The following is a 12,953-nucleotide window of genomic DNA, read 5'->3' as shown; positions in this document are numbered from 1 at the left end:
AAAAATCCCTGGAAAGCCGTTCGCATGATGATTTTTTGCCGCTCTGTTTCCATCACGCTTTGCGCTATATCTGCCGGGCAACACAATGTTCAGCGGAGGCGGTAATGAGGCTATGGAAATGCATCGGGCTTATTTTACTGGTATGGCATTTGCCTGCCTGGGCGGTTTGTCCTGTCTGGTCGCCTGTCCGGGCAAGCGAGGAAATATCACGGCTACAACAGCAGATAACACAGTGGAATGACAGCTACTGGAAGCAAGGCATCAGTGTCGTAGACGATAGTGTTTATGACCAGCTCAATGCACAACTCATCCAATGGCAGCGCTGTTTTGGCGAGAATTCATCTACGGATCTGTCTGCGCCACCGATAAGCGGGACGGCATCACACCCCGTTCCTCATACGGGTGTCCGCAAACTTGCCGATAAACAAGAGGTGCGGCAGTGGATGCGTAATCGTTGCGATCTCTGGGTGCAGCCGAAGGTGGACGGCGTCGCGGTTACGTTGGTCTATCGGGACGGCAAGCTGGTCAGAGCCATCAGTCGCGGCAATGGGTTAACAGGAGAAGACTGGACGAGCAAGGTGCGCCAGATCCCGTCAATACCACGAACCACTAAAGGTCTGCTTGCTAACAGTACGTTGCAGGGCGAGATATTTTTACAACGAAGCGGACATATCCAGCAAAAAAGCGGCGGAATGAATGCTCGCGCAAAAGCGGCTGGGATTATGATGCGGCAGGATAATCCAGAATCGCTACGCTCTTTGGCTATTTTTATCTGGGCGTGGCCCGACGGTCCGGCGGTGATGCGAGAAAGGTTGCAGCAGCTTGCGGATGCAGGATTCGGCCTGACCCAGCAATATACTCAGGCTGTAAAAAATGCGGATGAGGTCGAGCATGCCCGCACAAACTGGTGGAATTCTGCCTTACCCTTCGTGACGGACGGAGTGGTCGTAAGAGCAGAGAGCGAACCGGAAGCGCGACACTGGTTACCTGGGCAGGGAGACTGGCTGGCTGCATGGAAATATCCTCCGGTAGCGCGGGTGTCTGAGGTCACAGGGATTCAATTTTCCGTCGGTAAGAGTGGAAAGATTGCCGTCGTTGCGTTGCTGGCTCCCGTTACGCTGGATGATAAACGCGTACAGCGTGTCAATATTGGCTCTGTACGGCGCTGGAACGAATGGGATATCGCGCCAGGTGACCATATTCTGGTTAGCCTGGCCGGGCAGGGCATTCCTCGTATAGACGATGTTGTCTGGCGTAGCACTCAACGTACTAAACCCACTCCACCAGACAATCGCTTTAACTCACTGACCTGTTTTTATGCAACACCGGAATGCCAGGAGCAGTTTGTGGCAAGGCTGGTTGGGCTCGGCGCAAAAGACGTGCTGGGATTGGAGGGCATCGGTGAGGCGGGTTGGCGGGAGCTCCATCGGGTGTATCGACTGGAGCATATCTTTTCCTGGCTCACGCTAACTCAGGCTCAACTTCAGTCCACATTTGGGATAAACCGGGGAGGGAAGCTGTGGCATCAGTTCAATCAGTCTCGCCATCTCCCGTTTACGCGCTGGGTTGTTGCGATGGGGGTTCCATTAACACAGGCAACCCTGAATACCAGCCGTGATAGCGCCTGGCGTCAATTGCGGGGGCGTGATGAAAAGGGCTGGCAACAGCTTCCGTCAATGGGCGCGCGTCGGGTGCGGCTGGTGGTTCAGTGGCTGGAGAATCGGGAGATCATAGCGCTGAGCAACTGGCTGGCTGCTCAGCGTATTACGGGTTTTATGCCTTAATGGCCTTCATGACGATAATAGAATACCGGCAATCCTAGCTTCAGGCGCAGCGCCAGCAATCGGGCGGTGAAACCAAATAGCAGAGTAGAAATAACCACCACATCGTGACTGGAGGCATAATGTTGCAGCACGATGTAAAGCACGGCAGCGGCAAATGACACCCCGGCGTACAGTTCTTTCTGGAACACTAATGGAATGCGTTTGCAGAACATATCGCGCAATACACCACCAAAGACACCGGTAGTGACGGCAGCGACAACGGCAATAATCGGGCCATGCCCCATATCCAGTGCAACCTGAGCGCCGATAATAGAGAAGACCACGAGGCCTAGCGCATCCAGTACGAGGAATATTTTACGCAGGTAGGGCATGACGGGAGCAATAATCGTGGTCAGTACTGCTGCGGCCGCTACGATAATAACGTACTCAGGATGCTTTACCCAGCCAAGCGGATAGTGGCCGAGAAGAATGTCGCGTACGGATCCGCCGCCGATGGCTGTCGCGGTGGCAATAATAATGACGCCAAATGTATCCATACGGCGACGACCCGCTGCAAGCGCACCTGTCATGGCTTCAGCAGTAATACCAATTAAATATAAAACGTGTAACAGCATGCCTTCCCCCTTGATTGGCTGGGGTTAAGGTTAACTATTTGTGCGCAATGTCACGATTGAGATTTTCTAAGGTGAACCATTTTTGATAAATACAGCTAATGTGAATTTGTTGAAATTGCCATGTGGTATGCACATTGTTTGATAATTTATCATCATTCTCGATGAGAAAATGTAATTTGGTGGGCGATGCTTTGTGCTTTGATCGGAATGGCTTATCTCTTTTTTGGCCGTTTGCTCACCACCGTGTCATTTGTCGTGCTCATTACAGAGGCCTTATACCGCCATTCGCACGCCCGACGCGAACGACCTTGAGTGCCTGATACATAACTTTAGAACAGCATCATCAATACTCTCATCACTGAGGGCATTGATATAATAATGCTTATCTTTTTCGTATCTTGCGCGACAAAAGACGACGTTAAACAAGACCAAAAATGGACATTCTATGTTGCGCTGGTATCCGATATCTGTCTTCGCACAGTATTACCGTTACGATTCAAAAAATCGGTATTCTTGCTGTTCATCACATAAAACCGATGGTTGCATTTATTTTTAGAGTAAATTAGAAACAAATTTATCGTTAGCACATTTGTATGATGAAAATAACTTTCCAGATGGATATTGAAAATAGCTAATAACAAAATAGGATAAATATATCATCAGTCATTCGGTTTAGTTTAAAAACGTTAATCATTTTATTTTTACCGCTTGTATTTAAAATTCTTTTTCAATATTGTTTCCTTAGCGAAGGGCTCATGAGTTTAAATTTTAAACAATAATAACTATGTCATTCGATATAGCAGATTTCCATAGCTTATTATCAGCGGCCTGCTTCAGGTCTGTTACTTATTTTAAAGTGAAGTCAGGTGTTAATGCCCAATAAAATCACTGTGCGGCTATATTAACCATTACATACCAAGAAGAGTATAATATGGATATTCAACACAAAAATCCTTCCGCAAGGGTGATCTTTTCTATTCTTCAGCGACCTCATAAGATATCGCTGTTTTCGCCGCACATGCCCTACGCGTTACAGGCCGAACTTTTCACGTTAGATGTTCATACCGGAACGGTTGTTCTGGATGTCGCCTGTCCAGACTCAGAGATAGAGCAATACATTGATTGCGAAGCGATCTGTTTTGATATTGAAACGATAAAAGAACTGACGTTCATTGAGCGTGAAGTGTACAGCCTTAGCCATTTGACGTTTAAGATTGTCAGCAAAAATACGGCATTTTATCGTCTGGAATGCCAGCTTCCGCCATCATTGCTGATAAAAGAAAATCGAAGTTCAATCCGTATTCCGTTGATTTTAGGTATCAAAACAAGAGTGCGCCTTAGCGCTTATTCCAGTGATTTCACGATAACGGCTAAGTTGAGTAATCTTTCTACCGGGGGCTGTCTGATTGATATTGCGCTCTCGGATAGCTTGCACCTGGAAATAGGCCAGCAGGTTCCTTCATTAATACTGGAGTTTCCTAATGGTGAGTGCTTTATTTCCGAAGCAAAAGTTTGCCATATGCGTCCACTAGGCAATAACGGCTATGCGGCGGTTGGATTGCAGTTTATCAATTTATTACCCTCCCAGAATGAGGCAATTTTTCACGCCGTTAATGAACTGGAGAGGGAAGTTATTTTTCGCACAGGGGCTAGTGACAAAGCCCACTCGTCCTCTTCGCTGTTTGTGGCCGGTATGAAAGAAAAAAGCAAGGTTCTGAAAGAAAACCAGGAAGGTGAAAAAATCTCCCGGCAGACGCCTATGGAGCGAGGTGTAATGGAAATTGCGCATAAAATTCAGGTGGGGCTGATGCATATGAAGACCCAGCATGCCTTCCCCGCAGCAATATTCTACGACTGTGCCGATACGTTACGCTATTTGGTCATGAAGGATCGCAAAGCATTCCTGTATGCATTGTCGTTGCTGCGCAATGAACCTGATTGGGTCAGGCATTCCATCCAGGTTGCAGGCAGATTATGCGATATGTTGTTGCTCTGGGACCCACACGATCCCGACCTACGAGAAGTGATTCTTGGCGCACTATTGCACAATCTTGGAAAACTCTTATTGGTGAGTAAGGAGATCCCTTCACTTAAAATCAATATGAATCCGTCACAAAAAAGCAGGCTTAAAAGTCATGTGGCGGTACTCAATAATAAATTTACAGAGCTGGGATGGGAACCATCGGTCGCCTGTCGGGATATTATTAATAATATCAACGAACGCCTTGATGGCAGTGGTTATCCGGCAGGGAAACACTGCGCACAGCTATCTTCAAAAGTTCGGCTGGCTTCAGTGATAAAAATCATTGATACGCTAACGCACGCGCGCAATGGTGATTTACCCCTGTTACCGATTGACGCTTACAAGAAAATTAATAAATTAAGTTCCGCTTACGACAAGATGTTTTTGTGTTCCTATATTCAGCTTTATGGATTATACCCCATTGGGTGTCTTGCTAAATTCTCGGGTGGGTTTCTGGCATGGATTATGGATACCGGGAGTAAAGGGCAGCCAGAACACGTTAATATTGTCAAAAATTTAAGATTTCCCGATGAGAATCTGAATATTATTATTTCGAAAAGCGATTTGTCGCAGATTGGCTATATTGAGAATATTATCAACCCTGCGGATTATGGCCTTTAACGGATAGCGCCTTGCCGTATTCGTGTATTATCTGCGGATGGCATGATCAAAACCACCTGTGAGGCAGGTGGTTTTTTCTTGAGGCGATGCGAGAGTGCGTGAAACGTTACTCGATGTTCTGGATCTGCTCGCGCATTTGCTCGATCAATACTTTCAGCTCAATCGCAGAATTAGTGACCTCAGCATTAATGGATTTGGACGCCAGGGTATTCGATTCGCGGTTGAACTCCTGCATCATAAAGTCCAGACGACGGCCGACCGCCTCTTTTTTCTTCAGGATGTTGTAGGTTTCTTTGATGTGAGCTTCCAGACGATCCAGCTCTTCTGCCACGTCAATGCGCTGCGCCATCAGCACCAGCTCTTGTTCAAGACGGTTATTTTCCAGCTGAACCTGTGCGTCTTCCAGTTTGGCCACCAGACGCTCACGCTGCCATTGCAGGATTTCCGGCATATGCGCACGGACTTTCGTCACTTCGGCGCTGACGCCTTCCAGTCGCTGCTCAATCAGCGTTTTCAGTGCCTGACCTTCGGTTTCACGCGCAACAATGAAGTCATCCAGTGTGCCGTCAAGCGCGGCAAGGATCTCGGCGGCAATCGCATCCAGATCTTGCTCCTGGGCTGCCATTACACCCGGCCAACGCAGGATATCAACCGGATTAATTTCACCTTCATCGCTCTGCATTTTGACCCAGTTTGCTGCGGTAACGAGCTGTTTAGCGAGTTTTTCATTCAGAATCAGCTCACCTTGCGCGCTGGCGTCAGGCTCAAAACGTAACGTACATTCGATTTTACCGCGCGTCAGGCGCGTACGGATGCGTTCGCGTACAACGGGTTCAAGGCTACGGAACTGCTCCGGCAGGCGGAAATAGGTTTCCAGATAACGCTGGTTTACCGAGCGCATTTCCCAGGTTGCGCTACCCCATTCACCCTTGATTTCACGCCGGGCGTAGGCGGTCATGCTGCGGATCATAGACGTTCCTGTTTTTAAAGATGAGATGGAGGGATTATAGCCATCCATGTCTTGTCAGGATAGGAATAACAGTCGGAAGTCCGTATAATGCGCAGCCACATTCGTTTCAAGCCGGAGATTTTATCATGCGTCCAGCAGGTCGTAGTGCCAATCAGGTGCGTCCCGTTACCCTGACCCGTAATTATACAAAACACGCTGAAGGCTCCGTGCTGGTCGAATTTGGTGATACCAAAGTGCTGTGCACCGCCTCTATTGATGAAGGCGTACCCCGTTTTCTGAAAGGTCAGGGCCAGGGCTGGATCACCGCAGAATATGGCATGCTGCCACGCGCCACGCATACCCGTAACGCACGCGAAGCGGCAAAAGGTAAGCAGGGCGGCCGCACCATGGAAATTCAGCGTCTGATTGCACGTGCGCTGCGTGCTGCTGTTGACCTGAAAACGCTGGGTGAATTCACCATTACGCTGGACTGCGATGTTATTCAGGCTGATGGCGGTACACGTACAGCATCCATTACCGGCGCTTGCGTTGCGCTGGCTGACGCACTGAACAAACTGGTCGCAAGCGGTAAGCTGAAAACCAACCCAATGAAAGGGATGGTTGCGGCAGTGTCAGTCGGTATTGTGGGGGGAGAAGCGCTCTGTGACCTGGAGTACGTTGAAGACTCTGCGGCAGAAACCGATATGAACGTCGTGATGACGGAAGATGGTCGCATTATAGAAGTGCAGGGTACGGCGGAAGGCGAGCCGTTCAGCCATGAAGAACTACTCACCCTACTGGCATTGGCCCGAGGGGGAATCGAATCCATTGTAGCGACGCAGAAGGCGGCGTTAGAAAATTGATTTTAAGGGCGACGTTGTCGCCCTTTTTTTTGTCCGTAATAAAGTGAGATGAGGAGCGAATCCATGAAACCGTATCAGCGCCAGTTTATTGAGTTTGCGCTTGGCAAGCAGGTATTAAAGTTTGGCGAATTTACGCTGAAATCCGGGCGCAAAAGCCCCTATTTCTTCAACGCCGGGCTGTTTAATACCGGGCGCGATTTGGCACTGTTAGGTCGTTTTTATGCCGAAGCGTTGGTGGATTCCGGTATTGATTTCGATTTGCTGTTTGGCCCAGCGTATAAAGGTATTCCCATTGCCACGACAACAGCCGTTGCGCTGGCGGAACATCACGATAAGGATTTACCGTACTGCTTTAACCGTAAAGAGGCGAAGACCCATGGTGAAGGCGGTAACCTGGTTGGCAGCGCGCTGCAGGGGCGGGTTATGCTGGTGGATGATGTGATTACTGCCGGCACAGCGATTCGCGAGTCGATGGAAATAATCCAGGCCAATGGCGCGACCCTGGCTGGGGTTCTGATTTCGCTTGATCGTCAGGAACGTGGTCGTGGCGAGATTTCTGCAATCCAGGAAGTCGAGCGCGATTATGGTTGCAAGGTGATTTCGATCATTACCCTGAAAGACCTGATTACCTATCTGGAAGAGAAGCCGGAAATGGCGGCGCATCTGGCTGCTGTACGGGCGTATCGGGAAGAGTTCGGGGTCTAAGTCATTGCCCGGTGGCGCTACGCTTACCGGGCCTACAGGTTATGTAGGCCGGATAGCGCGAAGCCGCCATCCGGCAACCGTGTTACTGCAACTGAGCGGCAACGAGCGGCCAGCGGGTGTCAAAGTCGTCTGTTGGACGGTATTTAAATTCGCTGCGCACAAAACGAGATAACATACCTTCGCAGAAAGCCAGTAACTGGCTCGCCAGCAGCGTTTCATCGACGGCGTAACCTTCGCCTTCACGCATTCTTTTTTCCCGCAGAACCTGGCGCAACTGTGCCTCAATGCGCTCAAAAAGCTGGTTAATACGGCCTTGCAGACGGTCTTGCTCAAACATCAGCGCGTGACCGGTCAGAATACGCGTCAGGCCGGGATTACGTTCACCGAAGCCTAAAATCAGCAGTACGATCAGACGCAGACGTGCGCTGGTGTCTTTTTCATCTTTCAAAATCAGATTGATACGGGTAATCAGACTGTCTTCGATAAACTCAATCAGGCTATCGAACATGCGGGTCTTGCTGGGAAAATGGCGATACAATGCCGCTTCGGAAACGCCAACAGAGGCCGCCAGTTTTGCTGTCGTGATGCGTTGGCTTCCATCGCTGGATTCCAGCATCAGCGCCAGAGACTGAAGTATTTCTTCGCGACGATTCCTTTTCGCAGTTTGCTTTTCTACCATGTTACAAAATACCCCTGAAAATAAGCACTTGCCAGGCAGGCATCCACACAGCGACCGCAAACGACTGTTTGCGGTATGTTATTGCGTTATTGCGCTGTGGGATACTTCTCTACGGGTTATTTACGCCCGGAATGGCCGAAGCCACCTTCGCCACGATCGGTGGCTTCAAACTCTTCCACCAGATTAAATTCAGCCTGCACGACCGGTACAAAGACCATCTGTGCAATACGCTCACCAGGTTCAATCGTGAAGCTGTCCTGGCCACGGTTCCAGACCGATACCATCAGTTGCCCCTGATAGTCGGAATCAATCAAACCGACCAGATTGCCCAGTACGATACCGTGTTTATGGCCCAGCCCGGAGCGCGGGAGCATCACTGCTGCCAGTGAGGGATCGGCGATATGAATAGCTAACCCGGTCGGCACCAGCGTTGTTGCGCCAGGAGCCAGTTCTACGGCGTCATCAAGACAGGCGCGCAGGTCAAGCCCGGCGGAGCCAGTGGTGGCGTACGTCGGGAGCGGAAATTGTTGCCCTACGCGCGGGTCCAGAATCTTAACGTCGATTTTTTTCATCATAACGGGTCACGATCTCGTCGAGTAATAATTGGCCCAGGAGTTCTTTGCGCTCAAGCGGTAAGACTTTATCTCCATCCTGCCAGAAAAGGTGTAATGCGTTGCTGTCGCTATTAAACCCTTGAGTAGACAGCGAAACATCGTTCGCACAGATCATATCAAGGTTTTTGCGGATACGTTTTTGCCGGGCATATTCTTCCACATTATTTGTTTCGGCGGCAAACCCAACAACAAAAGGACGGTTAACATCAAGTGCGGCAACGCCGGCGATAATGTCCGGGTTTTTGACCATTTTTACTGTTAATTCATCACCCTGCGTCGCCTGCTTTTTGATTTTTTCACTGGCGACAGTTTCTGCACGATAATCCGCAACGGCGGCGCAGCCGATAAAAATCTGCTGCTGTTGCACGGCAGATTGCACGGCGGCTTCCATTTCCAGTGCCGTCATCACATCTACGCGCTGTACGAATGCCGGAGTGGCGAGTGAAACGGGACCCGACACCAACGTGACGTTCGCGCCGCGTCTTGCCGCGGCGGCAGCGATAGCGAATCCCATTTTTCCAGAACTGTGGTTGGAAATATAACGTACGGGATCAAGCGGTTCGCGCGTCGGGCCTGCAGTAATCATGATATTAAGATGTTGCAGATCGTTGACAGGCGAGAAATGTTCAGCCGCCATATCCACGATGGTTAACGGATCCAACATGCGGCCAGGACCGACGTCGCCACATGCCTGGCTGCCGCTGTCGGGTCCCCAAATGAGCAAACCCCGCGAAGCGAGAATGCCCAGGTTATGCTGGGTCGCAGCGGCGCGGTACATCTGCTGGTTCATGGCTGGCAGAACGGCAACAGGCGCTGGCGTTGCCAGACAGATCGTTGAAACCAGATCATTCGCCATACCGGCGGCGACGCGGGCAATCAGGTCTGCAGTGGCAGGGGCAAGAATCACCAAATCTGCCCATTTTCCCAGTTCAATGTGGCCCATCGCGGCTTCCGCAGCGGGGTCAAGCAGGCTGTCGGAAACGGGATAACCCGAAACCGCCTGTAAGCTCAGGGGAGTAATAAACGCTTTTGCCGCCTCGGTCATTGCCACACGGACGTCTGCGCCACGTTCCCGTAAACGACGCACCAGCTCAGGGGTTTTATAGGCAGCAATGCCGCCACTGACGCCAAGTACGATTTTTTTACCGGCCAGGCTCATCATGATCTTTCCTGTTGGGTTACACCAGAAGGCGGATATTTTATCACAATCCGCCATTTGTCGTGCTTTTGACGGTACTCCACTTTGCGAGGCGCTACGAAGAAGTGAGAACAGAGCGTCGATTCGGTGCGAGCGTTATGCCACCATGCGGGCGCTAACGGAGGGGAAGCATGAAAAATACAGGATGTTTGATGCCCCGGGAAAAAATGATGAAATTGGGGATCCGATCGCTGACGGACGTCGAATTACTGGCGCTTTTTTTACGCACCGGATTGCGGGGGACTGATGTGCTTACGCTGGCGAAAGAGATGCTGCAGCATTTTGGTTCGCTGTATGGATTGTTGTCGGCTGATTACAGAGAATTTAGCCACGTTCAGGGCATTGGTATCGCGAAATATGCGCAACTTAAGGGAATTGCCGAACTGGCAAGACGTTACTACAACGTCCGGGTGATAGAGGAAAGTGCGATACTTAGCCCGGAAATGGCGCGAGAGTTTCTGCAAAGCCAGCTTGCGGAAGAAGAGCGGGAGATCTTCCTGGTGATCTTTATGGATGCACAGCATCGCGTCATTAATCACAGCAAACTTTTTTCCGGTACGCTTAGCCATGTCGAAGTGCATCCACGAGAAATTGTCCGTGAGGCAATAAAAATGAATGCGTCAGCGTTGATCCTTGCGCATAATCACCCTTCGGGGTGTGCAGAGCCGAGTAAAGCAGATAAACTCATCACCGAGCGTGTGGTGAAATGCTGTCAGTTCATGGATATCCGGGTGCTTGATCATCTGATAATTGGGCGTGGAGAGTACGTTTCTTTTGCGGAACGTGGTTGGATTTAACGCACTTTACGCGATCCATCGGGATCTTTGTCTGTTCGGGACTTGAGCACATCGCTGACTCAGCGTATACTACGCCACCTTTGAGAATCTCGGGTTTGGCATTTGGGCCTGGCAATCGAGAGTTCGCGAATACATGAAATCATTCATTCGGCGTTCAATGATGCGGTATGAACGGTTAAGTGTATTGAACTGCGATAACCGGGCTGAGAAGCCTGACGAGGCGCCAATACCCCATACGAAGCTCGAGCTAATTTGATTTTTGGAGAATAGACATGTCCCGAGTCTGCCAAGTTACTGGCAAGCGTCCGGTGACCGGTAACAACCGTTCCCACGCACTGAACGCGACTAAACGCCGTTTCCTGCCTAACCTGCACTCTCACCGTTTTTGGGTTGAGAGCGAGAAGCGTTTTGTCACCCTGCGTGTATCTGCTAAAGGTATGCGTGTAATTGATAAGAAAGGCATCGAAACAGTTCTGTCTGAACTGCGTGCCCGTGGCGAAAAGTACTAAGTACTTAGAGGAAATAAATCATGGCTAAAGGTATTCGTGAGAAAATCAAGCTGGTTTCTTCTGCTGGTACTGGTCACTTCTATACCACCACGAAGAACAAACGTACTAAGCCGGAAAAACTGGAACTGAAAAAGTTCGATCCAGTTGTCCGTCAGCACGTACTGTACAAAGAAGCTAAAATCAAATAATTTTAGTTTCGATGTCACGAAAAACCTCGCCTCGGCGGGGTTTTTTGTTTTCTGGCCGCCCCCATATTCATAAGACATGATAAACCGCCGGAGATGCTATGCCTGAATTACCTGAAGTGGAAACCAGTCGCCGTGGTATTGAACCTCATCTGGTAGGGGCAACCATTTTGCACGCCAACGTCAGGAACGGGCGTTTGCGCTGGCCGGTATCAGAAGAGATTTATCGTCTTAGCGATAAGCCTGTGCTGAGCGTACAGCGTCGCGCAAAATACCTGCTGCTGGAGTTACCGGATGGCTGGATTATCATTCATCTGGGGATGTCGGGCAGTCTGCGTATCCTTCCTGAAGAGCTTCCGGCAGAAAAGCATGACCACGTCGATTTGGTGATGAGTAATGGCAAAGTCCTGCGTTACACCGATCCCCGACGTTTTGGCGCCTGGTTGTGGACGAAAGAGCTGGAAGGACACAATGTTCTCGCCCATCTCGGTCCTGAGCCGCTGAGCGAGGATTTCAACGGCGATTATCTCCAGCAGAAATGTGCGAAGAAGAAAACGGCGATCAAACCCTGGCTGATGGATAACAAGCTGGTGGTCGGTGTCGGTAATATCTATGCCAGCGAGTCGCTCTTTGCGGCTGGCATCCATCCTGACCGTCTGGCATCGTCACTGTCTAAAACGGAGTGTGAGCTGCTGGTACGCGTCATTAAGGCGGTTTTACTGCGCTCTATTGAGCAGGGCGGGACGACGCTGAAGGATTTCCTGCAAAGTGATGGTAAGCCGGGCTATTTTGCACAAGAGTTGCAGGTCTATGGGCGGGAAGGCGAGCCTTGTCGTGCATGCGGCGCACCCGTTGTCGCCACAAAGCATGCCCAGCGGACGACGTTCTACTGCCGCCGCTGTCAGAAATAAGGTTAATGGCAGACGTTTACTTCAGCTTATCCATTAACGCCTGATGCACGTTCTCTGGCAAAAAGTGGGTCACATCGCCCTGGTGACGGGCGACTTCTTTAACCAGCGATGACGAGATAAATGACCACTCTTTGGAAGGCATCAGAAAGACGCTTTCCAGTTGAGGCATCAAATGGCGGTTCATATGCGCCAGCTGCATTTCATATTCAAAATCGGCCACGGCACGCAGGCCACGAATCAGTATGTTAGCCTGATTATCGCGGGCGAAGTTTGCCATTAAGTCGCTGAATCCCAGAACCTCCACATTGCCGAGATGCGCAGTGGCCTGCTGTGCCAGCTTCACGCGCTCTTCAAGCGTAAACATTGGCTTTTTGCTGGGGCTTGCGGCAATTGCCAGGATAACGTGATCAAACATTTGCGTTGCGCGCGTTACGATATCAATGTGGCCGTTAGTAATGGGATCGAAAGTTCCTGGATAAATCGCCCGTTTTTGCATGACAA

At 50.2% G+C, this 12,953-nt stretch carries 14 protein-coding genes; 8 read left to right on the top strand and 6 right to left on the bottom strand.

Translation table 11 applies throughout. From position 1 onward, the window contains the following. Nucleotides 1-104 precede the first annotated feature (104 nt). Complete coding sequence (gene ligB / locus N7268_RS04940) at nt 105-1,784, top strand: NAD-dependent DNA ligase LigB (protein ID WP_260861979.1); 1,680 nt, start codon at nt 105-107, stop codon at nt 1,782-1,784. Here the strand turns inward: ligB and N7268_RS04935 are convergent. Then, nucleotides 1,781-2,398: a trimeric intracellular cation channel family protein gene (locus N7268_RS04935; protein ID WP_260861978.1), complete on the bottom strand. Its 618-nt coding sequence runs from the start codon at nt 2,396-2,398 to the stop codon at nt 1,781-1,783. The two genes, ligB and N7268_RS04935, sit on opposite strands and share 4 nt — an antisense overlap. 931 nt (nt 2,399-3,329) lie before the next feature. Between N7268_RS04935 and N7268_RS04930 the strand changes: the two genes are divergently transcribed. Next, nucleotides 3,330-5,042: a PilZ domain-containing protein gene (locus tag N7268_RS04930; protein ID WP_260861977.1), complete on the top strand. Its 1,713-nt coding sequence runs from the start codon at nt 3,330-3,332 to the stop codon at nt 5,040-5,042. A gap of 106 nt (nt 5,043-5,148) precedes the next feature. On the opposite strand, the gene N7268_RS04925 is transcribed toward N7268_RS04930, so the two are convergent. Further along, entirely contained in the window at nt 5,149-6,012 is an 864-nt protein-coding gene (locus tag N7268_RS04925; protein WP_260861976.1) for a YicC/YloC family endoribonuclease, read from the bottom strand. Nucleotides 6,013-6,137: 125 nt separating this feature from the next. Between N7268_RS04925 and rph the strand changes: the two genes are divergently transcribed. Together rph and pyrE are read left to right on the top strand one after the other, a co-directional pair. Continuing rightward, a complete protein-coding gene (gene rph / locus N7268_RS04920) occupies nt 6,138-6,854 on the top strand; it encodes a ribonuclease PH (protein WP_260861975.1) in 717 nt (238 codons plus the stop codon). 63 nt (nt 6,855-6,917) lie between these two features. Continuing rightward, nucleotides 6,918-7,559 carry an orotate phosphoribosyltransferase gene (pyrE, locus tag N7268_RS04915; protein WP_198906915.1) on the top strand — a complete coding sequence of 214 codons (642 nt, stop codon included), beginning with the start codon at nt 6,918-6,920 and terminating at the stop codon, nt 7,557-7,559. A gap of 82 nt (nt 7,560-7,641) precedes the next feature. Here pyrE and slmA read toward each other — a convergent pair whose 3' ends face one another. The 3 genes from slmA to coaBC form a co-directional block, all read right to left on the bottom strand. Next, nucleotides 7,642-8,238, bottom strand: coding sequence for a nucleoid occlusion factor SlmA (slmA, locus tag N7268_RS04910; RefSeq protein ID WP_260861974.1), 597 nt, complete (start codon nt 8,236-8,238; stop codon nt 7,642-7,644). 116 nt (nt 8,239-8,354) lie between these two features. Next, nucleotides 8,355-8,813 (bottom strand): dUTP diphosphatase, encoded by a 459-nt coding sequence (gene dut / locus N7268_RS04905; RefSeq protein WP_198906917.1) that lies wholly within the window; start codon nt 8,811-8,813, stop codon nt 8,355-8,357. After that, complete coding sequence (gene coaBC, locus N7268_RS04900; protein WP_260863527.1) at nt 8,791-10,011, bottom strand: bifunctional phosphopantothenoylcysteine decarboxylase/phosphopantothenate--cysteine ligase CoaBC; 1,221 nt, start codon at nt 10,009-10,011, stop codon at nt 8,791-8,793. The genes dut and coaBC overlap by 23 nt, the downstream gene beginning before the upstream one ends. 170 nt (nt 10,012-10,181) lie before the next feature. On the opposite strand from coaBC, the gene radC reads away from it, so the two are divergent. The 4 genes from radC to mutM all read left to right on the top strand — a co-directional run bounded on the left by radC (nt 10,182) and on the right by mutM (nt 12,452). Next, nucleotides 10,182-10,847, top strand: a complete 666-nt coding sequence (radC, locus tag N7268_RS04895) for a RadC family protein (RefSeq protein ID WP_260861973.1) — start codon at nt 10,182-10,184, stop codon at nt 10,845-10,847. 272 nt (nt 10,848-11,119) lie between these two features. Further along, nucleotides 11,120-11,356, top strand: coding sequence for a 50S ribosomal protein L28 (rpmB, locus tag N7268_RS04890; protein ID WP_003024071.1), 237 nt, complete (start codon nt 11,120-11,122; stop codon nt 11,354-11,356). A 20-nt stretch (nt 11,357-11,376) separates the two neighbouring features. Further along, nucleotides 11,377-11,544: a 50S ribosomal protein L33 gene (rpmG, locus tag N7268_RS04885; protein WP_003024094.1), complete on the top strand. Its 168-nt coding sequence runs from the start codon at nt 11,377-11,379 to the stop codon at nt 11,542-11,544. A gap of 98 nt (nt 11,545-11,642) precedes the next feature. Next, complete coding sequence (gene mutM, locus N7268_RS04880; RefSeq protein ID WP_198906919.1) at nt 11,643-12,452, top strand: bifunctional DNA-formamidopyrimidine glycosylase/DNA-(apurinic or apyrimidinic site) lyase; 810 nt, start codon at nt 11,643-11,645, stop codon at nt 12,450-12,452. Between the two features lie 16 nt (nt 12,453-12,468). Here mutM and coaD read toward each other — a convergent pair whose 3' ends face one another. Then, nucleotides 12,469-12,948 (bottom strand): pantetheine-phosphate adenylyltransferase, encoded by a 480-nt coding sequence (coaD, locus tag N7268_RS04875; RefSeq protein ID WP_260861972.1) that lies wholly within the window; start codon nt 12,946-12,948, stop codon nt 12,469-12,471. Between the last annotated feature and the right edge of the window lie 5 nt (nt 12,949-12,953).

Source organism: Citrobacter sp. Marseille-Q6884 (assembly GCF_945906775.1).
Taxonomy (GTDB): Bacteria; Pseudomonadota; Gammaproteobacteria; order Enterobacterales; family Enterobacteriaceae; genus Citrobacter.
This window is presented reverse-complemented; position numbering and strand designations above follow the sequence as displayed.

Excerpts from the sequence above, each read along its gene's own strand:
- ligB (WP_260861979.1), top strand. The coding sequence starts at position 105 with ATGAGGCTATGGAAATGCATCGGGCTTATTTTACTGGTATGGCATTTG.
- N7268_RS04935 (WP_260861978.1), bottom strand. The coding sequence starts at position 2,398 with ATGCTGTTACACGTTTTATATTTAATTGGTATTACTGCTGAAGCCATG.
- N7268_RS04930 (WP_260861977.1), top strand. The coding sequence starts at position 3,330 with ATGGATATTCAACACAAAAATCCTTCCGCAAGGGTGATCTTTTCTATT.
- N7268_RS04925 (WP_260861976.1), bottom strand. The coding sequence starts at position 6,012 with ATGATCCGCAGCATGACCGCCTACGCCCGGCGTGAAATCAAGGGTGAA.
- rph (WP_260861975.1), top strand. The coding sequence starts at position 6,138 with ATGCGTCCAGCAGGTCGTAGTGCCAATCAGGTGCGTCCCGTTACCCTG.
- pyrE (WP_198906915.1), top strand. The coding sequence starts at position 6,918 with ATGAAACCGTATCAGCGCCAGTTTATTGAGTTTGCGCTTGGCAAGCAG.
- slmA (WP_260861974.1), bottom strand. The coding sequence starts at position 8,238 with ATGGTAGAAAAGCAAACTGCGAAAAGGAATCGTCGCGAAGAAATACTT.
- dut (WP_198906917.1), bottom strand. The coding sequence starts at position 8,813 with ATGATGAAAAAAATCGACGTTAAGATTCTGGACCCGCGCGTAGGGCAA.
- coaBC (WP_260863527.1), bottom strand. The coding sequence starts at position 10,011 with ATGAGCCTGGCCGGTAAAAAAATCGTACTTGGCGTCAGTGGCGGCATT.
- radC (WP_260861973.1), top strand. The coding sequence starts at position 10,182 with ATGAAAAATACAGGATGTTTGATGCCCCGGGAAAAAATGATGAAATTG.
- rpmB (WP_003024071.1), top strand. The coding sequence starts at position 11,120 with ATGTCCCGAGTCTGCCAAGTTACTGGCAAGCGTCCGGTGACCGGTAAC.
- rpmG (WP_003024094.1), top strand. The coding sequence starts at position 11,377 with ATGGCTAAAGGTATTCGTGAGAAAATCAAGCTGGTTTCTTCTGCTGGT.
- mutM (WP_198906919.1), top strand. The coding sequence starts at position 11,643 with ATGCCTGAATTACCTGAAGTGGAAACCAGTCGCCGTGGTATTGAACCT.
- coaD (WP_260861972.1), bottom strand. The coding sequence starts at position 12,948 with ATGCAAAAACGGGCGATTTATCCAGGAACTTTCGATCCCATTACTAAC.